At 71.1% G+C, this 23,206-nt stretch carries 24 protein-coding genes; 14 read left to right on the top strand and 10 right to left on the bottom strand.

The window, feature by feature from the left end; all coding sequences use genetic code 11:
- Positions 1 to 81 precede the first annotated feature (81 nt).
- A complete protein-coding gene (locus ACWCPI_RS24965) occupies positions 82 to 912 on the top strand; it encodes a TetR family transcriptional regulator (protein WP_451040198.1) in 831 nt (276 codons plus the stop codon).
- Between the two features lie 108 nt (positions 913 to 1,020).
- Positions 1,021 to 1,239 carry a hypothetical protein gene (locus tag ACWCPI_RS24960; protein ID WP_388808205.1) on the top strand — a complete coding sequence of 73 codons (219 nt, stop codon included), beginning with the start codon at positions 1,021 to 1,023 and terminating at the stop codon, positions 1,237 to 1,239.
- Between the two features lie 149 nt (positions 1,240 to 1,388).
- Here the strand turns inward: ACWCPI_RS24960 and ACWCPI_RS24955 are convergent, their stop codons facing one another.
- A complete protein-coding gene (locus ACWCPI_RS24955) occupies positions 1,389 to 1,772 on the bottom strand; it encodes a VOC family protein (protein WP_451040197.1) in 384 nt (127 codons plus the stop codon).
- Positions 1,773 to 2,230: 458 nt separating this feature from the next.
- Here ACWCPI_RS24955 and ccrA point away from each other — a divergent pair, with 458 nt between their 5' ends.
- From ccrA to pssA, 7 genes are all read left to right on the top strand, one after another.
- A complete protein-coding gene (ccrA, locus tag ACWCPI_RS24950) occupies positions 2,231 to 3,568 on the top strand; it encodes a crotonyl-CoA carboxylase/reductase (RefSeq protein ID WP_451040274.1) in 1,338 nt (445 codons plus the stop codon).
- A gap of 31 nt (positions 3,569 to 3,599) precedes the next feature.
- Entirely contained in the window at positions 3,600 to 5,648 is a 2,049-nt protein-coding gene (locus ACWCPI_RS24945) for a protein meaA (RefSeq protein WP_451040196.1), read from the top strand.
- Positions 5,645 to 6,607 (top strand): HpcH/HpaI aldolase/citrate lyase family protein, encoded by a 963-nt coding sequence (locus ACWCPI_RS24940; RefSeq protein ID WP_388808211.1) that lies wholly within the window; start codon positions 5,645 to 5,647, stop codon positions 6,605 to 6,607. The genes ACWCPI_RS24945 and ACWCPI_RS24940 overlap by 4 nt, the downstream gene beginning before the upstream one ends.
- Positions 6,608 to 6,612: 5 nt before the next feature.
- On the top strand, positions 6,613 to 7,125 hold the full coding sequence (locus ACWCPI_RS24935; protein ID WP_019757884.1) for a MaoC family dehydratase: 513 nt from the start codon (positions 6,613 to 6,615) through the stop codon (positions 7,123 to 7,125).
- A 3-nt stretch (positions 7,126 to 7,128) separates the two neighbouring features.
- On the top strand, positions 7,129 to 8,334 hold the full coding sequence (locus ACWCPI_RS24930; RefSeq protein ID WP_388808212.1) for an acyl-CoA dehydrogenase family protein: 1,206 nt from the start codon (positions 7,129 to 7,131) through the stop codon (positions 8,332 to 8,334).
- A gap of 170 nt (positions 8,335 to 8,504) precedes the next feature.
- Positions 8,505 to 9,164: a phosphatidylserine decarboxylase gene (locus tag ACWCPI_RS24925; RefSeq protein ID WP_301995591.1), complete on the top strand. Its 660-nt coding sequence runs from the start codon at positions 8,505 to 8,507 to the stop codon at positions 9,162 to 9,164.
- The gene (gene pssA / locus ACWCPI_RS24920) at positions 9,151 to 10,002 is read left to right on the top strand and encodes a CDP-diacylglycerol--serine O-phosphatidyltransferase (RefSeq protein ID WP_388808213.1); all 852 of its coding nucleotides are present in this window, start codon (positions 9,151 to 9,153) and stop codon (positions 10,000 to 10,002) included. Before ACWCPI_RS24925 ends, pssA begins: the two co-directional genes overlap by 14 nt.
- Positions 10,003 to 10,088: 86 nt before the next feature.
- Here the strand turns inward: pssA and ACWCPI_RS24915 are convergent, their stop codons facing one another.
- On the bottom strand, positions 10,089 to 11,207 hold the full coding sequence (locus ACWCPI_RS24915) for a glycerate kinase (protein ID WP_451040273.1): 1,119 nt from the start codon (positions 11,205 to 11,207) through the stop codon (positions 10,089 to 10,091).
- Positions 11,208 to 11,396: 189 nt separating this feature from the next.
- On the opposite strand from ACWCPI_RS24915, the gene ACWCPI_RS24910 reads away from it, so the two are divergent.
- The 3 genes from ACWCPI_RS24910 to ACWCPI_RS24900 all read left to right on the top strand — a co-directional run bounded on the left by ACWCPI_RS24910 (position 11,397) and on the right by ACWCPI_RS24900 (position 14,096).
- The gene (locus tag ACWCPI_RS24910) at positions 11,397 to 12,470 is read left to right on the top strand and encodes an ADP-ribosylglycohydrolase family protein (RefSeq protein ID WP_451040195.1); all 1,074 of its coding nucleotides are present in this window, start codon (positions 11,397 to 11,399) and stop codon (positions 12,468 to 12,470) included.
- A 167-nt stretch (positions 12,471 to 12,637) separates the two neighbouring features.
- Positions 12,638 to 13,159 carry an NUDIX domain-containing protein gene (locus ACWCPI_RS24905; protein WP_451040194.1) on the top strand — a complete coding sequence of 174 codons (522 nt, stop codon included), beginning with the start codon at positions 12,638 to 12,640 and terminating at the stop codon, positions 13,157 to 13,159.
- A gap of 208 nt (positions 13,160 to 13,367) precedes the next feature.
- The gene (locus tag ACWCPI_RS24900; RefSeq protein WP_451040193.1) at positions 13,368 to 14,096 is read left to right on the top strand and encodes an SIR2 family NAD-dependent protein deacylase; all 729 of its coding nucleotides are present in this window, start codon (positions 13,368 to 13,370) and stop codon (positions 14,094 to 14,096) included.
- 55 nt (positions 14,097 to 14,151) lie between these two features.
- Here ACWCPI_RS24900 and ACWCPI_RS24895 read toward each other — a convergent pair whose 3' ends face one another.
- Both ACWCPI_RS24895 and ACWCPI_RS24890 read right to left on the bottom strand, forming a co-directional pair.
- Positions 14,152 to 14,634, bottom strand: coding sequence for a methylated-DNA--[protein]-cysteine S-methyltransferase (locus ACWCPI_RS24895; RefSeq protein ID WP_451040272.1), 483 nt, complete (start codon positions 14,632 to 14,634; stop codon positions 14,152 to 14,154).
- A 43-nt stretch (positions 14,635 to 14,677) separates the two neighbouring features.
- A complete protein-coding gene (locus ACWCPI_RS24890) occupies positions 14,678 to 16,147 on the bottom strand; it encodes an AlkA N-terminal domain-containing protein (protein ID WP_451040271.1) in 1,470 nt (489 codons plus the stop codon).
- 199 nt (positions 16,148 to 16,346) lie between these two features.
- Here ACWCPI_RS24890 and ACWCPI_RS24885 point away from each other — a divergent pair, with 199 nt between their 5' ends.
- The gene (locus ACWCPI_RS24885; RefSeq protein WP_451040192.1) at positions 16,347 to 16,709 is read left to right on the top strand and encodes an ArsR/SmtB family transcription factor; all 363 of its coding nucleotides are present in this window, start codon (positions 16,347 to 16,349) and stop codon (positions 16,707 to 16,709) included.
- 23 nt (positions 16,710 to 16,732) lie between these two features.
- Here the strand turns inward: ACWCPI_RS24885 and ACWCPI_RS24880 are convergent, their stop codons facing one another.
- From ACWCPI_RS24880 to ACWCPI_RS24860, 5 genes are all read right to left on the bottom strand, one after another.
- Entirely contained in the window at positions 16,733 to 17,164 is a 432-nt protein-coding gene (locus tag ACWCPI_RS24880; RefSeq protein WP_451040191.1) for a hypothetical protein, read from the bottom strand.
- Between the two features lie 99 nt (positions 17,165 to 17,263).
- Positions 17,264 to 18,796 (bottom strand): FAD-dependent monooxygenase, encoded by a 1,533-nt coding sequence (locus ACWCPI_RS24875; RefSeq protein WP_451040190.1) that lies wholly within the window; start codon positions 18,794 to 18,796, stop codon positions 17,264 to 17,266.
- A gap of 327 nt (positions 18,797 to 19,123) precedes the next feature.
- The gene (locus ACWCPI_RS24870) at positions 19,124 to 19,411 is read right to left on the bottom strand and encodes a hypothetical protein (RefSeq protein ID WP_019760071.1); all 288 of its coding nucleotides are present in this window, start codon (positions 19,409 to 19,411) and stop codon (positions 19,124 to 19,126) included.
- A gap of 186 nt (positions 19,412 to 19,597) precedes the next feature.
- A complete protein-coding gene (locus tag ACWCPI_RS24865) occupies positions 19,598 to 20,107 on the bottom strand; it encodes an O-acetyl-ADP-ribose deacetylase (protein WP_451040189.1) in 510 nt (169 codons plus the stop codon).
- A 166-nt stretch (positions 20,108 to 20,273) separates the two neighbouring features.
- The gene (locus tag ACWCPI_RS24860; protein ID WP_451040188.1) at positions 20,274 to 21,686 is read right to left on the bottom strand and encodes a phytoene desaturase family protein; all 1,413 of its coding nucleotides are present in this window, start codon (positions 21,684 to 21,686) and stop codon (positions 20,274 to 20,276) included.
- Positions 21,687 to 21,783: 97 nt separating this feature from the next.
- Between ACWCPI_RS24860 and ACWCPI_RS24855 the strand changes: the two genes are divergently transcribed.
- Positions 21,784 to 22,386: a hypothetical protein gene (locus ACWCPI_RS24855; RefSeq protein ID WP_451040187.1), complete on the top strand. Its 603-nt coding sequence runs from the start codon at positions 21,784 to 21,786 to the stop codon at positions 22,384 to 22,386.
- Here the strand turns inward: ACWCPI_RS24855 and ACWCPI_RS24850 are convergent.
- Positions 22,322 to 23,167 carry an inositol monophosphatase family protein gene (locus ACWCPI_RS24850; protein WP_451040186.1) on the bottom strand — a complete coding sequence of 282 codons (846 nt, stop codon included), beginning with the start codon at positions 23,165 to 23,167 and terminating at the stop codon, positions 22,322 to 22,324. The genes ACWCPI_RS24855 and ACWCPI_RS24850 overlap by 65 nt on opposite strands.
- Positions 23,168 to 23,206 lie beyond the last annotated feature (39 nt).

Raw genomic sequence — 23,206 nt, 5'->3', positions numbered from 1 at the left:
TCGGCCCCGCCCCGCGAACCCGGCCCTCCCCCGCCCGCCGCGGGCGGCGGCATCCCCGTACATGCGCAGCACGCTGCGCACATGCAGTACGTTCGGGTCATGTCCCAGCCCGCCAAGTCCTCACGTACACCAGCCACGCCCGACGCGCCGGAGAGTGCCGCAGGCAGTCGCGCGGCCGCCCAGCGACTCAAGATGCGCCGAGAACTGGCGGCCGCCGCGATGGAGCTGTTCGCGACCAAGGGGTACGAGGCGACCACCGTCGACGAGATCGCGGCCGCTGCCGGGGTCGCCCGCCGCACGTTCTTCCGCCACTTCCGCTCCAAGGAAGAGGCGATCTTCCCGGACCACGACGACACGCTGATCCGCGCGGAGGCCGTGCTCAACGCCGCGCCCGCCCACGAGCATCCGCTCGACACGGTGTGCCGCGGGATCAAGGAAGTCATGCGCATGTACGCGGCCCGGCCGGAGATCTCGGTCGCCCGCTACAAGCTCACCCGCGAGGTGCCCACCCTGCGCGAGGCGGAGATCGCCTCGGTGGCCCGCTACGAGCGTCTGTTCACCCGCTACCTCCTCGGCCACTTCGACGAGCACGCGCACGACGACGACGCCAACGACGACCCGCTGCTGGCGGAGGTCGCCGCGTCCGCGGTGGTCACCGCGCACAACCACGTCCTGCGGCGCTGGCTGCGCGCGGGCGGCCAGGGCGACGTGGAGGCGCAGCTGGACCACGCCTTCGCGATCGTGCGCAGGACGTTCGGCACGGGGATCGGGGCGGGCCGGGAGACGGCACCGCGCACGGCGCCGGCCTCCGTGGCCGCCCAGGGAGAGGTCCTGGTGGCGGTGGCCCGCACCGACGCTCCGCTCGACGAGGTGATGCGGACCATCGAACACGCCCTGAAGGAGCGGGCGTAGGGCGCACGGCGATTCCTCGCCGGGCTCCTGGCAGGGGAACCATTCGGCGGGCACGTCCGTCTTCCCTGGCGAGGCTGATCTTCAGGTGAGCGACGGAAGTGGGTTGCCATGCAGACGAACGACCCGGCCAGGCTGGAGACCACACTGGCCGACGGACGGCGGATGACCCTGTCCCTGCCCCCCACGGACGCCCAGTGGGCCGCCGACGGCATCCAGGGCCTGCGCGCCGTCCCGCCCACGCACACCGGCCGGGGCGAGGAGCCCCCGGCCCTGCCCGAGGAGCCGGCGCTGCCGCTGCAGGTGGCTCTGCTCGGCCTGGGGGCCTGAGCGCGGCTCACCGTTCTGGATGATCGCGTCTCGCGGGACATGGTCTCGCGGGACGCGACGGTCCGGTGAACGGCCGGTGAGCCCCGGTCGAGGCCCGGTGGCCCTCGGGGCACACCCGGCCCGTCGGCCCGCGTGAGCTCCCGCGGGTCTCAGGAGGGCGCCGCGGCCCGGTCCGACTCGCTGCGCAGAACGCAGAACTCATTGCCTTCGGGATCCGCAAGCACCGCCCAGCCCGCGCCGTCGGGCTCCCGGCGGTCAGCGACCAGGGTGGCTCCCAGCCGCACCAGCCGTTCGATCTCCGCGTCGCGCGTGGTGGTCGGGCGCAGGCACAGGTGGATCCGGTTCTTGACCGTCTTCGGTTCCGGCACCTGGTTGAAGTACAGCAGCGGTCCCTCCGCGAGCATCACCCGGACCTCCGGGTCGCCCGGCCCGTCCTGCGGGTGCACCGCGCCGCCCGTCACCTCGCTCCAGAACCGCGCCGGCTCATAGGCATCGGAACAGTCGATCGCCACGTTCTGCACCACCGAAGTCATGCGGACGAGCCTGCCCTGAACGGCACTCCCGAGACCAGCGCTTTCACCACGGGCGGGGGCGTGCGTCACGGCGCCCCGGCCGGTATCCCTTTGCGCCCGATAAGCACCTACTCACGAGTAGCTTTGATCGATCATCGCTCATTTGTTACGTAAAGATTTCATCTGAGGGGAAGTTCTGGCACCCAGTGCCTTGCCACGTGACACGCCGTGCCATACGTTGAAGGAGTCCGGGCGGCCGGCGTGCAGAGACCTTTCGTACGCCGGCTGTCCCCGCAAGTCCCTCCCGGGACCTGCGCGCCCGGCGCCTGCGTCACAGGCAACCTCCCGCGCCACAAAGCGCTGCCGAACAGCACCACCGGCCGAACCGACGGCAACTCACCAAAAACCCTCAGCAGCACCGACGTAACCCTCAGCACCCCTCCCTCAGGGTGCGCATCGCCGGAGGCAATACCGTGACCGTGAAGGACATCCTGGCCGCGATCCAGTCGCACGACTCCACGTCGGAGGACTTCGCCGCCCTGCCGCTCCCCGAGTCGTACCGTGCGATCACCGTGCACAAGGACGAGACGGAGATGTTCGCGGGCCTCGCCACTCGCGACAAGGACCCCCGCAAGTCGATCCACCTGGACGACGTGCCGCTGCCCGAGCTCGGCCCGGGTGAGGCCCTGGTGGCCGTGATGGCCTCCTCGGTCAACTACAACTCGGTGTGGACCTCGATCTTCGAGCCGCTGTCCACGTTCGGGTTCCTGGAGCGCTACGGCCGCACCAGCGAGCTGGCCAAGCGCCACGACCTGCCGTACCACATCATCGGCTCCGACCTCGCGGGCGTCGTCCTGCGCACCGGCCCCGGCGTGAACTCCTGGAAGCCCGGTGACGAGGTCGTCGCGCACTGCCTGTCCGTCGAGCTGGAGTCCTCGGACGGCCACAACGACACGATGCTCGACCCCGAGCAGCGCATCTGGGGCTTCGAGACCAACTTCGGCGGCCTCGCCGAGATCGCCCTGGTCAAGTCCAACCAGCTGATGCCCAAGCCGGGCCACCTCAGCTGGGAGGAGGCCGCCGCGCCGGGCCTGGTGAACTCCACCGCCTACCGCCAGCTGGTCTCCCGCAACGGCGCCGCCATGAAGCAGGGCGACAACGTCCTGATCTGGGGCGCGAGCGGCGGACTCGGCTCCTACGCCACCCAGTTCGCGCTGGCCGGCGGCGCCAACCCCATCTGCGTCGTGTCCTCGCCGCAGAAGGCGGACATCTGCCGCTCGATGGGCGCCGAGGCGATCATCGACCGCAACGCCGAGGGCTACAAGTTCTGGAAGGACGAGAACACCCAGGACCCGAAGGAGTGGAAGCGCTTCGGCAAGCGCATCCGCGAGCTCACCGGCGGCGAGGACATCGACATCGTCTTCGAGCACCCCGGCCGCGAGACCTTCGGCGCCTCCGTCTTCGTCACGCGCAAGGGCGGCACCATCACCACCTGCGCCTCGACCTCGGGCTACATGCACGAGTACGACAACCGCTACCTGTGGATGTCCCTGAAGCGGATCATCGGCTCGCACTTCGCCAACTACCGCGAGGCATGGGAGGCCAACCGGCTCATCGCGAAGGGCAAGATCCACCCGACCCTGTCGAAGGTGTACTCCCTGGAGGACACCGGCCAGGCCGCCTACGACGTGCACCGCAACCTCCACCAGGGCAAGGTCGGCGTGCTCTGCCTCGCCCCCGAGGAGGGCCTGGGCGTGCGCGACGAGGAGATGCGCGCCAAGCACATCGACGCCATCAACCGCTTCCGCAACATCTGATCCGCGACATCTGAGACACCCGAGGTCATAGATGACTGAGCGTCAGCCCGCCGAAGGCGCGCGGGAGAAGGACCGGCCGTGGCTCATGCGCACGTACGCCGGCCACTCCACGGCCGAGGCGTCCAACGAGCTGTACCGGCGCAACCTCGCCAAGGGGCAGACCGGCCTGTCGGTCGCGTTCGACCTGCCGACGCAGACCGGCTACGACTCCGACCACATCCTCGCCCGCGGCGAGGTCGGCCGGGTCGGCGTGCCCGTCGCACACCTCGGTGACATGCGCCGGCTGTTCCAGGACATCCCCCTGGAGCAGATGAACACCTCGATGACGATCAACGCCACCGCCATGTGGCTGCTGGCGCTCTATCAGGTCGTCGCCGAGGAGCAGGGCGCGGACATCACCAAGCTCCAGGGCACGACCCAGAACGACATCGTCAAGGAGTACCTGTCGCGGGGCACCCATGTCTTCCCGCCGGGGCCCTCACTCCGGCTGACGACGGACATGATCGCGTACACGGTCTCCCACATCCCGAAGTGGAACCCGATCAACATCTGCAGCTACCACCTGCAGGAGGCGGGCGCCACGCCGGTCCAGGAGATCGCGTACGCGATGTCCACCGCGATCGCGGTTCTCGATGCCGTGCGCGACTCAGGGCAGGTCCCCGAGGACAAGTTCGGGGACGTCGTGGCCCGTATCTCCTTCTTCGTGAACGCGGGCGTCCGCTTCATCGAGGAGATGTGCAAGATGCGGGCGTTCGGGCGGATCTGGGACCGGATCACGCGCGAGCGGTACGGCATCGAGAACCCCAAGCAGCGCCGCTTCCGGTACGGCGTCCAGGTCAACTCCCTCGGTCTGACCGAGGCGCAGCCCGAGAACAACGTCCAGCGGATCGTCCTGGAGATGCTGGCCGTGACCCTCTCCAAGGACGCCCGCGCGCGTGCCGTGCAGCTGCCCGCCTGGAACGAGGCGCTGGGCCTGCCCCGGCCCTGGGACCAGCAGTGGTCGCTGCGCATCCAGCAGGTCCTGGCGCACGAGAGCGACCTGCTGGAGTACGAGGACATCTTCGAGGGCTCGCACGTCATCGAGGCGAAGGTCGCGGGGCTGGTCGAGGAGTCGCTGGCCGAGATCGAGCGGATCCAGGAGATGGGCGGCGCGATGGCGGCCGTCGAGTCCGGCTACCTCAAGTCGCAGCTCGTCGCCTCGCACGCCGAGCGCCGGGGCCGTATCGAGTCCGGCCAGGAGAAGATCGTCGGCGTCAACATCTTCGAGACGACCGAGCCGAACCCGCTGACGGCCGATCTCGACACGGCCATCCAGACGGTCGACCCGGCCGTCGAGGCCCGTGTCATCGCCTCCCTGCAGAACTGGCGTGACACCCGCTACCAGCCGCCCTTCAACCACCCGCGCCCCTGCAAGGCGCTGGAGCGGCTGAAGGAGGCCGCCAAGGGCACCGCCAACCTCATGGAGGCCACCCTGGAGTGCGCCCGCGCCGGGGTCACGACCGGCGAGTGGGCCGGGGCGCTGCGCGAGGTGTTCGGGGAGTTCCGGGCGCCGACGGGCGTGTCCTCGGCGCCGGTGGCGATACCCGCCGAGGAGGGCTCGGCCCTGTCGCAGGTCCGCCGCAAGGTCGACCTGACCGCGCAGGAGATGGGCGTCGGCAAGCTCCGCTTCCTGGTCGGCAAGCCCGGCCTGGACGGGCACTCCAACGGCGCCGAGCAGATCGCCGTGCGGGCGCGTGACGCCGGCTTCGAGGTCGTCTACCAGGGCATCCGGCTCACGCCCGAGCAGATCGTCGACGCGGCCCTCGCCGAGGACGTGCACGCGGTCGGGCTGTCGATCCTGTCCGGCTCGCACGCGCAGCTGGTGCCGGACGTGCTGGAGCGGCTCCGTGTGGCCGGTGCCACAGATATACCGGTGATCGCCGGTGGCATCATCCCGAATGGTGACGCCGAGCAGCTCAGGGCCGCCGGAGTGGCCGCTGTCTTCACCCCGAAGGACTTCGACATCACCGGGATCATCGGCCGCATCGTCGACGAGATCCGCAAAGCGAACAAGCTCGACCCCCTGGAGGTCCCCGCATGACCACGGTCAACCGCCTTCGCCCCCGGCGTTCCTGCCTGGCGGTACCGGGCTCGAACCCCCGCTTCCTGGAGAAGGCACAGGGCCTCCCGGCGGACCAGGTCTTCCTCGACCTGGAGGACGCGTGCGCCCCCCTCGCCAAGCCCGAGGCGCGGCACACCATCGTCAAGTTCCTCAACGAGGGTGACTGGACGGGCAAGACGCGGGTCGTGCGCGTCAACGACTGGACGACCGAGTGGACGTACCGCGATGTCGTCACGGTCGTCGAGGGCGCCGGCCAGAACCTCGACTGCATCATGCTGCCGAAGGTGCAGACGGCTCAGCAGATCGTCGCCCTCGACCTCCTGCTGACCCAGATCGAGAAGACGATGGGCTTCGAGGTCGGCAAGATCGGCATCGAGGCGCAGATCGAGAACGCCCAGGGCCTGAACAACGTCAACGAGATCGCGACGGCCTCCCAGCGCGTCGAGACGATCATCTTCGGCCCGGCCGACTTCATGGCGTCCATCAACATGAAGTCGCTGGTCGTGGGCGAGCAGCCGCCCGGCTACCCGGCGGACGCCTACCACTACATCCTGATGAAGATCCTGATGGCCGCCCGAGCCAACAACCTCCAGGCGATCGACGGCCCCTACCTGCAGATCCGCAACATCGACGGCTACCGCGAGGTCGCCCAGCGCGCCGCCGCCCTCGGCTTCGACGGCAAGTGGGTGCTGCACCCGGGCCAGGTCGAGGCGTCCAACGAGATCTTCTCGCCGTCGCAGGAGGACTTCGACCACGCCGAGCTGATCCTGGACGCGTACGACTACTACACGTCTGAGGCGGGCGGCAAGAAGGGCTCGGCGATGCTCGGCGACGAGATGATCGACGAGGCCAGCCGCAAGATGGCGCTGGTCATCTCCGGCAAGGGACGCGCGGCCGGCATGCAGCGCACCAGCAAGTTCGAGATCCCGGAGGGCTGAGCGCCATGCAGTTCGGACGCACCTACGAGGAGTTCGAGGTCGGGGCGACGTACAAGCACTGGCCGGGAAAGACGGTCACGGAGTACGACGACCACCTGTTCTGTCTCCTCACCATGAACCACCACCCGCTCCACATGGACACGAACTATGCGGAGAAGACGACGGATTTCGGCAAGAACGTCGTCGTCGGGAACTACATCTACTCGCTGCTGCTCGGCATGTCCGTCCCGGACATCTCCGGCAAGGCGATCGCCAACCTGGAGATCGAGTCGCTCAAGCACGTGGCGCCGACCTTCCACGGCGACACGATCTACGGTGAGACGACCGTGCTCGACAAGTGGCCGTCGAAGTCGAAGAACGACCGCGGCATCGTCTACGTCGAGACCAAGGGCTACAAGCAGGACGGGACGCTGGTCTGCGTGTTCCGCCGCAAGGTGATGGTGCCCACCGAGACGTACATCAAGGAGCGCGGCGGCGAGCAGCCCGGCCGCCCGGAACTGAAGCAGCAGGAGAAGTAGGCCATGGCCCGTCTCGCCCAGACCGCCGGTCTGACCGACGTCCAGCAGGAGATCCTCTCCACCGTCCGTGACTTCGTGGACAAGGAGATCATCCCGGTCGCGACCGAGCTGGAGCACCGCGACGAGTACCCGCAGCAGATCGTCGACGGCCTCAAGGAACTGGGCCTCTTCGGCCTGATGATCCCCGAGGAGTACGGCGGCCTGGGCGAGTCCCTCCTGACGTACGCCCTGTGCGTCGAGGAGATCGCCCGCGGCTGGATGTCGGTCTCCGGCATCATCAACACGCACTTCATCGTGGCGTACATGCTCAAGCAGCACGGCACGCAGGAGCAGAAGGACCACTTCCTGCCGAAGATGGCGGCCGGCGACATCCGGGGCGCCTTCTCGATGTCGGAGCCGGGCCTGGGCTCCGATGTGTCGGCCATCACGTCCAAGGCGGTCAAGGACGGCGACGAGTACGTCCTGAACGGCCAGAAGATGTGGCTGACGAACGGCGGAACGTCAACCCTGGTTGCCGTACTCGTCCGAAGTGACGAAGGACACCCCGAGGGCACCGCGCCCCACAAGTCGATGACGACCTTCCTCGTCGAGAAGGAGCCCGGCTTCGGGGAGGTCCGCCCCGGCCTCACCATCCCCGGCAAGATCGAGAAGATGGGCTACAAGGGGGTCGACACGACCGAGCTCATCATGGACGGCCTGCGAATTCCGGCCAATCGGGTGCTCGGCGGCGTCACCGGCCGAGGCTTCTACCAGATGATGGACGGCGTCGAGGTCGGGCGCGTCAATGTGGCGGCGCGTGGCTGCGGTGTCGCTCAGCGTGCGTTCGAACTGGGTGTCCAGTACGCCCAGCAGCGCCACACCTTCGGCAAGGCGATCGCCCAGCACCAGGCGATCCAGTTCAAGCTGGCCGAGATGGCTACCAAGGTCGAGGCCGCCCATGCCATGATGGTGAACGCGGCACGCAAAAAGGACTCCGGGGAACGTAACGACCTTGAGGCCGGTATGGCGAAGTACCTCGCCTCCGAGTACTGCAAGGAGGTCGTTGAGGACGCCTTCCGGATCCACGGCGGCTACGGCTTCTCCAAGGAGTACGAGATCGAGCGCCTCTACCGGGAGGCCCCGATGCTGCTGATCGGTGAAGGTACTGCCGAGATCCAAAAAATGATCATCGGTCGTAGGTTGCTCGAAGAGTATCGATTCCAGGGCTGATTGTCCGGATACGGGGTGTTTTCTTGGAGAAGAAGATCACACCCCGTCAACACTCTTCAGCCGCCGACTCGGCTTCCTGGCTTGCCCAGTTGTGGCCCGCGACCGGTACGATCCCGGGAAAGCCGCCGTCCCCTGATACCGCGCGGCATCATCCGCTACGAAGGTCATCCATGCCCCACAGCCAAACCTCTGCACCACGCGACAGCCAGGTCGGCGGCGTACGCCTCGCGCGCGGAGCATCGCCGTGGCTTCTCCCGACCGTCGCCACCGCAGCCGTCAGCCTGCTGCGCGCCCGCCGCTCCGGCGTCGCCAAGGCCGTCGCCGTGCCCGCCACCGCTCTCGCGGCGGGCATGCTGTGGTTCTTCCGCGACCCCGAGCGCGAGATCGCCCAGGGCCGGGTCATCTCGCCCGCCGACGGTGTGGTGCAGAGCATCATGCCGTGGAAGGACGGCCGCACCCGCGTCGCGATCTTCATGAGCCCGCTGAACGTCCATGTCAACCGTGCCCCGCTCTCCGGCACGGTGACGTCGGTCGAGCACATCCCCGGCGGGTTCGTTCCGGCGTTCAACAAGGAGAGCGAGAACAACGAGCGTGTCGTCTGGCACTTCGACACCGAGCTCGGCGACATCGAGATGGTCCAGATCGCCGGCGCGGTGGCCCGTCGCATCGTCCCTTACATCCCGCAGGGCACGAAGGTCGAGCAGGGCGACCGCATCGGTCTGATCCGATTCGGCTCGCGTGTCGACATCTACTTGCCCGAGGGCGTGGAGGTCGCGGTCGAGGTCGGTCAGAAGACCGTGGCTGGGGTGACTCGCATTGACCGTGATTGATCCTGAGACCCAGGCGGGCTGGGTGCCCGAGGCCGACGAGGTGGACGAAGAGGAGGAGATGCCGCTCTCTCTCCGCCTCTCAATAGCGGACACCCTCACCCTCGGCAACGCCACGTGCGGCTTCATGGCGGTGTACTTCACCACCACCGGCATCCTGATCCCGCACCTGTCCGGGGACGACTCGGGCATGGCCCGCAACAGCGCGGCCACGGCCGTGATACTGATGCTGTGCGCGGCCGTCTTCGACCTCTTCGACGGCCTCGTCGCCCGCAAGCTGCGGTCCTCGCCGATGGGCGCGGAGCTGGACAACCTCTCCGACCTGATCAGCTTCGGCCTGGCGCCCGCGTACTTCGTTCTCGTGTACGGCATGGTCGCGAGCGACGCGCACGAGCGGGTCGCGGCGGTGGGCGCGATCGTCGTGCTGTTGGCGGTGGTGCTGCGGCTTGCCCGCTTCTCGTGCGTCACCGTGAAGGACGGCACGTTCCAGGGCATGCCCTCGCCGTTCGGTGCGCTCACCGTCGTCTCGATCGTGCTGCTGGAGCTGCCGTTCGAGGCGACGCTGCTGGCGGTCGTCGGTACCGCGTGGCTGATGGTCAGCCGGGTCGAGTACCCGAAGCCGCGGGGCGTCCTGGCGGTGGCGGTGCTCGGCTGGATCGTGTCGGCCATGGGCCTGCTGGCGGCCTGGGCGTTCGACGCGCCGGGCGGCCAGGTGCTGCTGCAGATGGGCTGCGCACTGCAGATCGTGATGGCGGCGACGATCCCGCTGTTCGCCACGGCGCGCCGGGTGAACACCTTCCGGGACAACCGGCGTGAGGCCCGGGCGGCACAGATTCCGTAAGCGGACACGCCCAGGGGCTGACGGTACGACCACACGAAGGGCCCCGAGCCACCCGGCTCGGGGCCCTTCGGCGTACGTGCGCCGGCTCAGTCCAGGAAGTCGGCGGCGATCCGCTCCGCCACCCGCTGCAGAATCGGACCCGCGTCCGCGATGCACTTCGCCACGTCCGGCTCGACCTCCGTCAGCGGGTACGCCCGCCGGATGCCGGCCCGGCCCAGGGCCTGCGGTGCCAGCAAGAGGCGCCCGCAGACGGCGACCACCTCCTTGCCGGCCGCGCGGGCCGCGGCCGCCACGCCTGCCGGGGCCTTGCCGTGGAGGGTCTGCTCGTCCAGGGAGCCCTCGCCGGTGATCACCAGGGAGGCGCGCTCCAGCGCCGGTGCGAAGCCCAGGACGTCCAGCATGACGTCGATGCCGGGCCGGAAGCCCGCGCCGATCAGCAGGGCCGCGTAGCCGATACCGCCCGCCGCTCCGGCGCCCGGCGACGCGGCGTGCTCGGCGGCCCGGGCGCCCACGGTCTCCTCCAGGACCTTCGCGTAGTGCGCGAGGGCGGCGTCCAGCGTCCGCACGTCGTCCGGCGAGGCGCCCTTCTGCGGGCCGTACACGGCCGGCGCACCCTTCGGGCCGGTCAGCGGGTTGTCGACATCGCTGGCCAGGACCAGGTCGACCGAGGCCAGCCTCGGGTCCAGGCCCGAGAGATCCGCGGTGGCGAGGGCGCCCAGGCCGCCGCCGCCCGGCGCCACCGGCTCCCCGTCCGCGTCCAGGAAGCGGGCGCCCAGCGCGGTCAGCATGCCGGCGCCGCCGTCCGTGGTGGCGCTGCCGCCGACGCCGAAGACGATGGTGCGGGCGCCCGCGTCGAGGGCGGCGCGCAGCAGCTCGCCGGAGCCGTACGTGGACGCCGTGAGCGGTGCGAAGACTCCGGCGGGCAGCCGCTGCAGGCCGCTCGCCTCCGCCATCTCCACGACCGCGGTCTCGCCGCGCAGCGCGAACGCCGCCGTCACCTCGTCTCCGAGGGGCCCGGCGACCCGCACCTCCCGCCGCTCGAACCCGGCCGCGACCGCCGCGTCCACGGTCCCGTCGCCGCCGTCGGCCACGGGCATGGCCTCGATGTCGAGGCCCGGCACGACCCGGCGCAGACCGGCCGTCACCCGCTCGGCGACCTGCACGGCCGTGAGCGAGCCCTTGAACTTGTCCGCGGCGATGAGCACGCGCTGTGTCACCTGATTTCCCCTTGCTCTCCGGGCCTCGCGCATGTCAAGGCCAGTCGCGCCGCTGCGACCTTAACCTCACGACGCCCGCGCCGTCATGCCCTGCCCGGAGCCTGAGAACGCCCCGCGGCCCCGAACCCGGCGGTCGGCCCCCGCGCGCTCGCCCCCGGAATTGGGTAAACCGGTCCTATGACCCCTGTGGGCACTGAGACTGAGCTCGCCGACCGCGTCCTCGGGGGCTGGCTGGGCCGGATCGCGGGCAACATGCTCGGCAAACCGGTCGAGCAGGGCGACCTGTGGACGCGGGACCGGATCGACCGTTATCTGCGGCAGGCCGCCGCCCTGCCCCTCACCGACTACCTGCCCGAGCCGATCAGCGAGAGCGACGGCTTCGAGCTGCGCCCCGAGTGGCGTCAGTGCGTCCGCGGCCGGATCCACGGCAGCTGCCGCGACGACGACGTCGACTACGCGATCCTCGGCCTGGACCTGCTGGAGACCCACGGCTTCGCCTTCAGCACCGAGCAGGTCGGGGACCTGTGGCTGCTGCGGCTGCCGTTCCTGCAGACCTTCACGGCGGAGCGGGCCGCGTACCGCAACCTCGCCAACGGTCTGAAACCGCCGCTCACCGCCACGTACGACAACCCGTACCAGGAGTGGATCGGCGCCCTCATCCGCGCCGACATCTACGGCTGGACCTCCCCGGGCGCCCCCCGCCGCGCCGCGTCGCTCGCCCGCCGGGACGCGGTGCTGTCGCACACCGGCAACGGCGTGTACGGCGCGATGTGGGCGGCGGCCCTGATCGCGGCGGCGTTCACGGCGGCCACCGTCCGGCAGGCGGTCGACCAGGCGCTCGCGGTCATTCCGGCGAGCAGCCGTCTCGCCCGAACCGTACGCCGCGTCGTCTCGCTCCATGACACCCGGATGGCCTGGGAGGACACGCTCGCCACCTTGACGCAGGAGACCGCCGGGCTCGGCTGGATCCACACCGTCCCGAACGCCGCCGTGCTCACCGCCGGGCTCCTGTACGGCGACGGAGACTTCACACGGACGATCACACTCACCGTGCGCGGCGGCCTGGACACCGACTCCAACGGGGCGACGGCCGGTTCGGTGGCCGGTGTGCTGTCCGGCGCCGCGGCGATCCCGGACCAGTGGACCGTGCCGCTGGAGGACACGGTGCGCAGCGCGGTCTTCGGCTTCGACGGGATGCGGATCAGCGAGCTGGCGGAGCGGACGGTGCGGCTGGCCGGGGCCGAGGGGTAGCCGGTGCGGCCGGTGGCATCCGAGGCACCGCGGCCGCGGCGGACGGGCGCCGGGGTGCGGAGGCGGGCGGCGGTGCGCCGGGGGGCGCCTTCCTGCGCGGGGCTTGTGCTTCCGTGGGCGGGGCGGGAGGCCGGAGTGTGATCGCGTGGGCTGGTTACGCTTCCCCCATGACCACCACGCCAGACTTCGCCACGTACATCGCCGGTCTCCCCCGGGTCCTCGCCGGTGCCGCCGCCCTGTTCCGGGACGCCGAGGGCCGGGTACTGCTCGTGGAGCCCAACTACCGTGAGGGCTGGGCGCTTCCGGGGGGCACGATCGAGTCGGACGACGGTGAGACGCCCCGCCAGGGCGCGCGGCGTGAGACGGCCGAGGAGATCGGCCTGGACCGGGATCTGGGCCGCCTGCTCGCGGTGGACTGGGTGGGCGGGACGGGGCGGCCGCCGCTGGTGGCGTACCTGTACGACGGCGGGGTCCTCGGCGAGGACGACTTCAAGGCGATCCGGTTGCAGGAGGAGGAGCTGCTGTCCTGGCGGCTGGTCGCGCGCGAGGAGATCACCGCCCATCTGCCGGGTGCCCTGGGCCGCCGCGTCCTGGCCGCGCTGGACGTCCTCGCGAACGGCGGGAGCACGGTGGAGTTGGAGAACGGTCACCCGGTGGACATCGGAGCCGTCCCCCCGGTGTTTCCGTAGCGGGCGGGAACGGCTGAAACGGGCCGGGAACCCGGCCGCCGCCCCGGCGCGGCGGGTGTCGTCGCAGCGAGCCCACGGCCGACGGGCCGGCCCCGGCCGATCCGGCCCGCGACGCCGGCACGATGCAGGCGACGGGCCCCTGGGGCCGACGGCGAACCGCTCGGATATCCGTTCGCCCGGCCTCCGAGCCCGTCCTACGCTCGGTGACATGACCAAGCCGCCCCTCGTCGCCCTCCTCAGTGGCGCCGGTGTCTCGACCGACTCCGGCATCCCCGACTACCGCGGACCGAACGGGCTGTGGCGGCGGGATCCCGAGGCCGAGAAGCTCGTGACGTACGAGTACTACATGTCCGATCCGGAGATCCGGCGCCGCTCCTGGCAGATGCGGCGCCAGAACCGCACGCTCAGGGCCGAGCCGAACGCGGCGCACCGGGCGGTGGCCGAGCTGGAGCGGTCCGGAGTGCCGGTGCGGGTGATCACGCAGAACGTGGACGGGCTGCACCAGCTCGCCGGGATGCCCGCCCGCAAGGTGCTCGAACTGCACGGCAGCGCGCGCGGCGTGGTCTGTACGCGGTGCCACGCGCGCGGGTCGATGCAGGACGCCCTCGCTCGGGTCGACGCCGGAGAGGCGGATCCCCCGTGCCTGGAGTGCGGCGGCATCCTGAAGTCGGCGACGGTGATGTTCGGCGAGCGTCTCGATCCTGTGGTGCTCGGTGAGGCGGTCGCGATCACCAAGGCGTGCCAGGTGTTCGTCGCCGTCGGCACCAGCCTTCAGGTGCAGCCCGCCGCCGGGCTCGCGGGCGTCGCCGCCGACCACGGCGCTCGGCTGATCATCGTCAACGCCGAGCCGACGCCGTACGACGACCGTGCCGACGAGGTGATCCGGGAACCGATCGGCACGGCGCTGCCGAAGCTGCTGAGCGGGTTCGGGGCGTAGGAAGGACGCCGCGGCAGCGCGCGTGCACATCCATGGGTGGCGCAGGCGGGCGGGTTCAGAAGAGCGCGGTTCCGCTCTCGAAGTCGAGCAGCCGCTTCTTGCGGTCCAGGCCGCCACCGTATCCGGTGAGGCCGCCGTTCGCGCCGACGACGCGGTGGCAGGGCACGATGATGCCGATCGGGTTCTTGCCGTTGGCGAGGCCGACCGCGCGGGAGGCACCGCAGTTGCCGAGGGTGTCGGCGAGTTCGCCGTAGGAGCGGGTCTCGCCGTACGGGATCTTTTGCAGTTCCGTCCAGACGCTGCGCTGGAACTGCGTTCCGTGCAGGCGTAGTTCGAGGGTGAACTCCTTCAACTCGCCCTTGAAATAGGCCTCCAGTTGCTCCTCGGCCTCCCCGAAGGGGGACGCGTCCCGTGTGCCGAAGGACTCCTCGGGCGGGCGGTGCCGTTGCTCGGTCATGTAGAGGCCGCACAGCACGCCGTCCTCGGCGACGAGTGTGAGGGGGCCGTAGGGGCTGTCGATGACGGTGTGCCGTTTCATCTGCCTCGTCTGGTCCTTCTGCATCTGCGGTTTCCTTACGTTCTTACACCGGGAGGAAGTTGATCGGGTGGCTGTCCGTCGCCCACAGGTACTGCACGGCGTACGCCCGCCAGGGCCGCCACGCGGCCGCCCGGGCCGTGAGGGCCGCCGGGGTCGACGGGAGACCCGACTCCTGGGCGGCGCGGCGGATGCCGAGGTCGGTGGGCAGGAAGGCGTCGGGGTCGCCGAGGGCCCGCATCGCGATGACGTCCACCGTCCAGGGGCCGAATCCGGGCAGCTCCAGCAGCCGGGCTCGGGTGGCGGTCCAGTCGCTGTCGGGCCCCAACCGGATCTCGCCGTCGGCGAGTTGGCGTACGAGTGTGGTGAAGGTCGTACGGCGGGTGCGGGGCATCGCCAGTGATTCCGGGTCCACGCAGGCCAGTGCCTCGGGGGCCGGGAAGAGGTGGGTGAGGCCGCCCTCGGGGTCCTCGGCCCGTTCTCCGTGCGCGAGGACCAGGCGGGCCGCGTGGGTGCGCGCGGCGGCCGTGGACACCTGCTGGCCGAGCACGGCCCGTACGGCGAACTCCGCCTCGTCGACCGTGCGCGGGACCCGGCGGCCGGGCGCCTTGTCGACCAGGGGCGCGAGCACCGGATCCGTGCGCAACTGGTCGTCGATCGCGACCGGGTCGGCGTCCAGGTCGAGCATCCGGCGGCACCGGCTGATCGCGACGGTCAGGTCGCGCAGGTCGCTGAGGGTGAGGCGGCAGGCGATGTGGTCGGGCTGCGGGGTCAGGGCCACGAGGCCGTGCCCGTACGGCAGCCGGAGCGTGCGCCGGTACGCGCCGTCCCGCCACTCCTCGACCCCGGGTACGGCGGTCGCCGCGAGGTGGCCGAAGAGGTTGTCGGGGTTGAGGGGGGCGCGGAACGGCAGGCGCAGGGTCAGGGCGCCCGCGGTGTTTCCCGGGGTGCTGCGGGGGGCGCGGGCGCGCAGGTCGGTCGGGGAGAGGGCGAAGACCTCGCGCACGGTGTCGTTGAAGGTGCGGATGGAGGCGAAGCCGGCCGCGAAGGCGACGTCCGCCATGGGCAGGGGCGTCGTCTCGATGAGGAGCCGGGCCGCCTGGGCGCGCTGGGCGCGGGCGAGGGCCAGTGGGCCGGCGCCGAGTTCGGCGAGGAGCTGGCGTTCGATCTGCCGGGTGCTGTAGCCGAGCCGGGCGGCGAGGCCGGGTACGCCCTCGCGGTCCACGACGCCGTCGGCGATCAGCCGCATCGCGCGGGCCACGAGGTCGGCGCGCTGGTTCCACTCAGGGGAGCCGGGGCTGGTGTCCGGGCGGCAGCGCTTGCAGGCCCGGAACCCGGCCTGCTGGCAGGCGGCCGCGCTCGGGAGGAACCGCATGTTCTCCGGCTTGGGCGGGACCACCGGGCAACTGGGCCGGCAGTAGATCCCGGTCGTGACGACCGCTGTGAAGAACCAGCCGTCGAAGCGGGCGTCCTTGGACTGGACCGCGCGCACGCAGCGCTCGGTCTCGGTGTGCATCCCCTTCTGCATGCGTCCAGCATCGACCACCGGCGACCCGAGGGCTGGCGAGAATCCGACATCAACCTCGGTTGTGCTGGGAACTACCGGATCGCCGGGGTCTGGGGACCTGGACCGCCGGACCGGCTTCCGGTCCGCACCCGACCCAGCACATGAAGAATCATTCATGTGTTCATGTACGATGAGTAAGATACCGCTCATGGGTCATGGAGCCGTCACCACCGCGCAGGACTCCGGCGAGCGCGTACGCCTGGACGCGGCCAATGTCGCCAAGGTGGCCACCACCCTCCAGGCCCTCTCCACCCCGTCCCGTCTGCTGATCCTGGCGCGCCTGCGCGAAGGGCCGCTGCCGGCCACGGAGTTGGCGGCGGAGGTCGGCATGGAGCAGTCCGCGTGCTCGCACCAGCTGCGCCTGCTGCGCAACCTCGGCCTGGTGGTGGGCGAACGACACGGCCGCTCGGTCGTGTACACACTGCACGACCACCATGTCGCCGAACTGCTCGACCAGGCCGTCTACCACGTGGAGCATCTGCGCCTGGGCATCAGCGACGCGGCCGAATGAGCCGCGCCGCCGGCCCGGTCGCGCTATGACGTGCCCGGGGCGGTCGGCCCCACGCCCCGCAACTTCCGGATGCTCCCACCCAGCCGGGGGCGCAGCCGCTCCAGCAACGCCGGTTCGGCGCTGACCACCCAGCGGGTGCCGACGAGGTACTCGCCCCCGTAGACGGCGGCGGCGTCCAGCCAGGTCAGCTTGTACTTCTCCGCGGGGAAGGTGGTGATGAGGTAGTCGCCCCGCTTCGTGTGACACACGCCCTCACGCAGTTCGTCGGCCTCGGTGCGGATCTTGGCCTTGCAGCCCGTCAGGCCGGCGATCACCTCGACCTTCGCCGGTGCCACCACGCCTGCCGCGGTGGCGGCGACCTCGGTGGGGGTGCTCTTGGCGGCGCCCCCCTCGTCCTCACCCCCTGCGCCGCACGCTGTGGTCAAGGACAGAAGAATGAGACTGCCGGCCGCCATGCCGCGGCCGGTCCTTCCTCGCTGTGTCCGCACGCTGCTTCCTCGGTGTGACTGCACGCAGAGGGGTACGGATCCACGCCGGACGCCGTTCACCTCGTGTCATGCGGCGCTTGCGCTCGGCAGCCAGCGGGCGGCATAGGCCCGCAGCCCCGCCAGATCGGTGCCGCGCGCGACATATCCGAGGTGGCCGTCGGGGCGCAGCAGTCCATGGGCGACGCCGGGCCAGGGGCCGCGAGCGTCCAGGCGGTGCACGGTGACCAGCTCCGCCCGGCCCCTGAGCACCGGGTCGAGGAACCGGTCCGGCCAGAGGTGGGGTGGTCCGGTCAGCAGCAGGTGCCAGCAGGGGGCGGCGAGCCGTGCCTGGAGCCCTCGGGGCAGGTCGGGCAGCCGGTCCCCGGCCCGGGGGCCGCGGCGGGGCCGTCGTACGCCGGTCGCGGAGAGCGGACTGCGCCGGTAGTGGATGGCGAGCTCGGACACGGTGCGGAAGACCCACTCGCGCGGCGCTGTCGCCCGTACCGCCAGAGGGGCGACGCGCGGGGCGAGCCGGGCACGGGCGAACCGCAGAAGCGGATGAGGGCTGGTCCCGACGACGAAGGCCCGGTCGGTGAGACGCCGTACCTCACGGCCGACCGGGCCGCGTTCGATGCCGTAGGTGTCCAGGAGCTCCGGCGGGGCGGCTCCGCGGCACACCAGAGCGATCTTCCAGCCCAGGTTGAGGGCGTCCTGGATGCCGGTGTTCATGCCTTGGGCGCCCGCCGGGCTGTGGATGTGGGCCGCGTCGCCCGCCAGGAAGAAGGGTCCGCGACGGTAGTGGGTGGCGCCGCGGTTGTGGAGCCGGAAGGCCGTCATCCAGACCGGATCCCGCAGGCAGTGCCCGCGCACTCCGTACTGATCGGCGATCCGCCGCAGGAGCGCCAGCGTCACCTCGCCGTCCGGGACATCGCCGGGGCGCATCGCGAGCCTCCGCCACGGGGCGGGCGAGCCCAGCGGGAAGAAGAACAGCATGCCGTCCGCGGTCATGTAGGAGTGCACGGCGCCCGGCTCCAGGCCGTCGACGTCCAGGTCGGCGAGCAGGTACGTCTGCGGATAGGCGTGGCCTTCGAAGGCGATGCCCGCCAGGGTTCGCACGGTGCTGTGGGCGCCGTCGCAGCCGACGACGTGCCGCGCGGCGACGGTTTCCCGAGTGCCGTCGCGACGGCGCAGCCGGCAGTCGACGTGTGCGCCGCGCTGCTCCAGCGCGGCCAGTTCGGTGCCGCGCTCGACCGTCACCCCGCGCTCGGCCAGGTGTTCACCGAGGACGCTCTCGGTCTCGGCCTGCGAGAGGAAGAGCAGGAAGGGGTACGGGCTGTCGGCCAGCCCGACGTCGAAGAGCGGCAAGGACACCGTGCGCCGGGTCAGATGCAGGCGCAGACCCACCGCGGGATTGCCGCGGGCCACCAGCCGGTCGGTCACACCGAGGCCGGCCAACGCCTCCAGGGTGCGGGGCTGGACGCCGAGCGCCCGGGACTCGTGGACGCGGTCGAGGCAACGGTCGACGAGACGGAACGTGGCACCGTGAGCGCTCAGTTGCGCGGCGAGCGCCAGCCCCGTGGGTCCCGCGCCGACCACGAGCGCGTCCAGGGGTGCCGCCATGTGTCCACGGTAGGCGCACGGTGCAGCACGCGGCCAGGGGCCCGACCCGCGAACAGCGGATCAGGCCCCTGACTGGTTTCCGGGATGCGGCCTCGGCCTGCAACCCGGTCTGCACGGCCCGCCGGGCACCGGTGCCTTGCCAACGGCGCGACAGTCCGTGGACTGTCCGCCACGGCCCGTACTCCACCGGTAGGTCTCGCCTTGGGGCCACCGGTCCCGCACCGCCGACGGAAGCCGGGGATCGGCCTCCGTCGGCCTGCGGACGGCCTGACGAGCTGTGCATCGGGCAACGGTGACGCGGCACCGGCCCGCTCTGGGGGACGCGGCTCAGAACGCCTTGTTGTCACAGCCCATGGACGAGCCGAGGTGCGTGTCCTGGCCACCCGAGTTGCCCTCGCCGTTGAGCGCGTTGCCGAGCACGCCGTTCAGCACACCGACCTGGCCGAGGACGTCGACGTTCAGGTCGTGCGACTTGCAGCTGGAGCTCTGCAGGACACTGTAGTGACCGCCCTTGCCGCCGCCGTCGAGGCCCTGGGCGGTGGCGGTGCCGGCGCTCAGGAGACCGACGCTGCCGAGGGCGACGACCACGACCGCAGCCTTGTGAAGCTTGTGCATGCCATCTCCGATGGAGTGAGTGGGGGTGCGATCCGCGAGAGATCGACTTCGTACAGTTATGAGAGATTAGTGTGAAAAGCCCGAAATGCACCGGCGACGCGCCGGTGTTCGTGATCTCGCGGCGAAACAGCACCCGAACGACGGCGGAGGCCGAACGAGGTCGCTCCGGAAGGGCGGCGCGCCCCCTCAGCCGACCTGAGCGGCGAACGCCTCGTACGCCCGTTCGTCGAAGAGGACGAACCGGACCTCCTCGACGTCGGTCTCCGTCGCCCGCACCGTCTCCACGGCGATCCGTGCGGCGTCCGCCAGCGGATAGCGGTAGACGCCGGTGGAGATCGCGGGGAAGGCGACGGTACGAGCGCCGAGTTCATCGGCGACCCGCAGCGATTCCCGGTAGCAGGAGGCGAGTTGATCGGCGCGGTCCTCCTGCGGGGAGTAGACCGGGCCCACGGTGTGGATCACCCACCGCGCGTCCAGCTCACCCGCCGTCGTGGCGACCGCCTGCCCCGTGGGCAGGCCCCTGCCGTACCGGGAGGCGCGCAGTCTGCGGCAGTCGTCGAGGATCGCGGGGCCGCCCCTGCGGTGGATGGCGCCGTCGACTCCTCCCCCGCCGAGGAGGGAGGAGTTGGCGGCGTTGACGATCGCGTCGACGCTCTCCCGCGTGATGTCGCCCTGAACGAGGCTGATCGTGGTCATGTCCCCCTCTATAGCAGCCGGGATGGCCACGCGGGCTCACCGCCGGGCGACGGGCAGGGCGCGCACCCCGCGGACCGTGCTCCTCGACAGCGCGAGCCGCCCGGGCGGGGCCGTCAGGCGCTTCGGGGGCGTCAACTCGCGGTGAATTTAGGGTCGTTCGAGCAGGCTACGCTTCCTGCCGCAAGCGCTTCCACACGGCCTTGGCCGCGTTGTGCCCCGACATGCCGTGCACCCCCGGTCCGGGTGGCGTGGCCGACGAGCAGATGAAGACCGCCGGGTGCGGGGTGGCGTAGGGGAAGAGCGACAGCTTGGGACGGAGCAGGAGTTGAAGTCCGGATGCCGCGCCGGAGGCGATGTCGCCGCCGACGTAGTTGGCGTTGCGGGCGACGAGTTCGGCCGGGCCCGCGGTGGCGCGGGCGAGGACGCGGTCGCGGAATCCCGGTGCGAAACGCTCCAGTTGGCGCTCGATGGCGTCCGTGAGGTCTCCGGTCCAGCCGTTCGGCACATGCCCGTACGCCCAGAAGGCGTGCTTGCCCTGCGGGGCGCGGGTGGGGTCGACGACGCTGGGCTGCACCGTGATCAGGAACGGCGGGTCCGGTGCGCGGCCCTCCCGGGACGCGGCGCGCAGGGCGGCGCCGATCTCCGCGCCGCTGCCTCCGACCTGCACGGTGCCGGCGCGCCGGGCCTCCGCCGCGGTCCAGGGCACGGGTCCGTCGAGGGCGTAATCGATCTTGAAGGCGGCGGCGCCGTACCGGTAGCCCTCGTAGTAGTTGCCGAAGCCCGCGATACGGGCCAGCGCGGTGGGTGAGGTGTCGAAGATGTACGCACGCGCGGGCGGCAGGTCGTCCAGCCGCTTGACCTCGTAGTCGGTGTGGACACTGCCGCCGAGGTCCTTGAGGTAGGCGGTGAGGGCGTCGGAGATGGACTGGGAGCCACCGCGGGCCACCGGCCAGCCGCGGGCGTGGGCTGCGAGGGCGAAGACCAAGCCGATGGCGCTGGTGGCGAAGCCGCCGAGCGGGGCGATGACATGGGCGACGAGCCCGGCGAAGAGGGTCCTGGCCCGCTCGTCGCGGAATCGGCGCATCAGCCAGGTCGACGGCGGCAGGCCGACCATGCCGAACCGGGCCAGCGTGACCGGGTCGCGGGGCAGGGCGGTCAGGGGCAGCGACATGAAGTCGCGGGCCAGCGTGTCCCACTTCGTCAGGAACGGCTCGACCAGCCTGCGGTAGGTCCCCGCGTCTCGCGGGCCGAAGGAGGCCGCGGTCTCGGCGACGGAGCGGGACAGCACGGCCGCGGTGCCGTCGGGGAAGGGATGCGCCATGGGCAGCTCGGCGTGCAGCCACTCCAGGCCGTGGCGCTCCAGCGGCATGGCACGGAACGCGGGTGAGTTGACACCGAGGGGGTGCGCGGCGGCGCACGGGTCGTGGCGGAAGCCGGGCAGGGTCAGCTCCTCCGTACGGGCTCCCCCGCCCACGGTGTCGCGCGCCTCGAACACGGCCACGGAGAAGCCGCGCCGGGCCAGCTCCACGGCAGCGGTCAGCCCGTTCGGCCCCGCACCCACCACGACCGCATCGAGCATCGACGGCACCTTCGGACCCCTTCGTCAGCCGATGGCCTTGAGGGATCAGGATATGCCGGGCCGCTGACAGCGCCGGAGCGCGGGTAAAGTCCACCGGGTGACGCGCCGCTTCCGCTGCCATGCGCCCGAGAGCGACCAGTGGCACTGGTTCGAGGTGCGGGACACCGCCCAGGTGCTGCGGCAGATCTCCCTGCGGGGGCCCGAGCGGGTTCCGGTGGTCGCCGCCGACCTCGCCGAACTCGCCCTCGCCCGGCAGACGTGCGGGGAGTGGGGCGCTCAGCTGTACGAGGCCGTGTACGGGCTGCCGGCGCGCGGCCCGCTCGTGGAGCCACCGGACGCGCGGCAGGTGGACGCCAGGGAGTTCGACCTCACCTGGGGCCGCGCACGCGCCTACCGGCAGTGCGAGGTCCGCCACGACGGCGGCCCGCTGCCCGTGGGCACCAGGCTGCCCGGCACGTTCACCGGCTCCCCCTGGGGTCCCGGTGTGACGGGCGTGTTCGTCGACGTCGGCCTGCCGGCCCACGGCTTCGTGGACGCCGCGGTGCTGCTGCGGGCGGGGTGCCGGTGGCCCGCGGACGGCACGCCCGCCGAGTTCGAGGTGCTCGACCTGCGTGTCGGCGGCGGCCGTGCCCAGATCAGGCTCCGGCCGACAGCAGTCCCGCCACCCGGCGAGCCGTGGCCGCGTCCCGGGCCGCCGTGAACGGCAGCGCGTTGCCCCCGGTGATGCGGAACGGCTCGCCGGTCAGGGTCAGGTGGGCGCCGCCCGCCTCCTCGACCAGGAGCAGTCCCGCCGCGTGATCCCAGGCCGCCTCCCACGAGAAGGCGACGGCGTCCGACTCGCCGCGTGCCACGGCGAGATACTCCAGGCCGGCCGAGCCGCAGGGGCGTGGGGCGACGCCGTCGGTCCACAGGCCGAGCAGCGCGCGCTTTTCCTCGTCGGTCGTGTAGTCCGGGTGGGACGTGGCGACCCGGAGGTCGGAGCCGGGCTCGGGCGCGCCGGAGTTCAGTCGCTTCCCGTCGAGGAAGGCGCCCCGGCCCCGTGTCGCCGTGGCCAGTTGGTCGCGGGCGGGCGCGTACGTCCAGGAGGCCAGCAGGACGCCGCCCTGTGCGAGGGCGACCAGCGTGCAGAAGCCGTCGTCGCCGTGCACGAACTGGCGGGTGCCGTCGACGGGATCGACGATCCAGACGGGGGCGTCGGCCTGGATCGCTTCGTACGACGCCGGGTTGGCGTGCACCGCTTCCTCGCCGACCACGATCGAGCCGGGCAGGAGCGCGCCGAGCGTCTTGGTGAGGTACTGCTCGGCGAGCCGGTCGGCGTCGGTCACCAGGTCGTGCGGTCCGCTCTTCTGGTCGATCTCGTGCGCGGCGAGCTGCCGGAAGCGCGGCATGATCTCGGCCGCGGCCGCCTCACGGACGGCTTCCTCCACGTCGGCCGAGTGCTGTGCGAGAAACTCGTCGATGGTTTCGTTGTTTTCGATCACCCCTCCATGAGAGCACGCGCCACTGACAATCCCCGCCCG

This window comes from Streptomyces sp. NPDC001920 (genome assembly GCF_053594495.1).
Note: the sequence above shows the minus strand (reverse complement) of the source record. Positions and strands in the feature narration are given on the sequence as shown.

Bases quoted from the DNA above. Each gene is read 5' to 3' on its own strand.
- ACWCPI_RS24965 (WP_451040198.1), top strand. From the start codon at position 82: ATGCAGTACGTTCGGGTCATGTCCCAGCCCGCCAAGTCCTCACGTACA.
- ACWCPI_RS24960 (WP_388808205.1), top strand. From the start codon at position 1,021: ATGCAGACGAACGACCCGGCCAGGCTGGAGACCACACTGGCCGACGGA.
- ACWCPI_RS24955 (WP_451040197.1), bottom strand. From the start codon at position 1,772: ATGACTTCGGTGGTGCAGAACGTGGCGATCGACTGTTCCGATGCCTAT.
- ACWCPI_RS24945 (WP_451040196.1), top strand. From the start codon at position 3,600: ATGACTGAGCGTCAGCCCGCCGAAGGCGCGCGGGAGAAGGACCGGCCG.
- ACWCPI_RS24940 (WP_388808211.1), top strand. From the start codon at position 5,645: ATGACCACGGTCAACCGCCTTCGCCCCCGGCGTTCCTGCCTGGCGGTA.
- ACWCPI_RS24935 (WP_019757884.1), top strand. From the start codon at position 6,613: ATGCAGTTCGGACGCACCTACGAGGAGTTCGAGGTCGGGGCGACGTAC.
- ACWCPI_RS24930 (WP_388808212.1), top strand. From the start codon at position 7,129: ATGGCCCGTCTCGCCCAGACCGCCGGTCTGACCGACGTCCAGCAGGAG.
- ACWCPI_RS24925 (WP_301995591.1), top strand. From the start codon at position 8,505: ATGCCCCACAGCCAAACCTCTGCACCACGCGACAGCCAGGTCGGCGGC.
- ACWCPI_RS24910 (WP_451040195.1), top strand. From the start codon at position 11,397: ATGACCCCTGTGGGCACTGAGACTGAGCTCGCCGACCGCGTCCTCGGG.
- ACWCPI_RS24905 (WP_451040194.1), top strand. From the start codon at position 12,638: ATGACCACCACGCCAGACTTCGCCACGTACATCGCCGGTCTCCCCCGG.
- ACWCPI_RS24900 (WP_451040193.1), top strand. From the start codon at position 13,368: ATGACCAAGCCGCCCCTCGTCGCCCTCCTCAGTGGCGCCGGTGTCTCG.
- ACWCPI_RS24895 (WP_451040272.1), bottom strand. From the start codon at position 14,634: ATGAAACGGCACACCGTCATCGACAGCCCCTACGGCCCCCTCACACTC.
- ACWCPI_RS24890 (WP_451040271.1), bottom strand. From the start codon at position 16,147: ATGCACACCGAGACCGAGCGCTGCGTGCGCGCGGTCCAGTCCAAGGAC.
- ACWCPI_RS24885 (WP_451040192.1), top strand. From the start codon at position 16,347: ATGGGTCATGGAGCCGTCACCACCGCGCAGGACTCCGGCGAGCGCGTA.
- ACWCPI_RS24880 (WP_451040191.1), bottom strand. From the start codon at position 17,164: ATGGCGGCCGGCAGTCTCATTCTTCTGTCCTTGACCACAGCGTGCGGC.
- ACWCPI_RS24875 (WP_451040190.1), bottom strand. From the start codon at position 18,796: ATGGCGGCACCCCTGGACGCGCTCGTGGTCGGCGCGGGACCCACGGGG.
- ACWCPI_RS24870 (WP_019760071.1), bottom strand. From the start codon at position 19,411: ATGCACAAGCTTCACAAGGCTGCGGTCGTGGTCGTCGCCCTCGGCAGC.
- ACWCPI_RS24865 (WP_451040189.1), bottom strand. From the start codon at position 20,107: ATGACCACGATCAGCCTCGTTCAGGGCGACATCACGCGGGAGAGCGTC.
- ACWCPI_RS24860 (WP_451040188.1), bottom strand. From the start codon at position 21,686: ATGCTCGATGCGGTCGTGGTGGGTGCGGGGCCGAACGGGCTGACCGCT.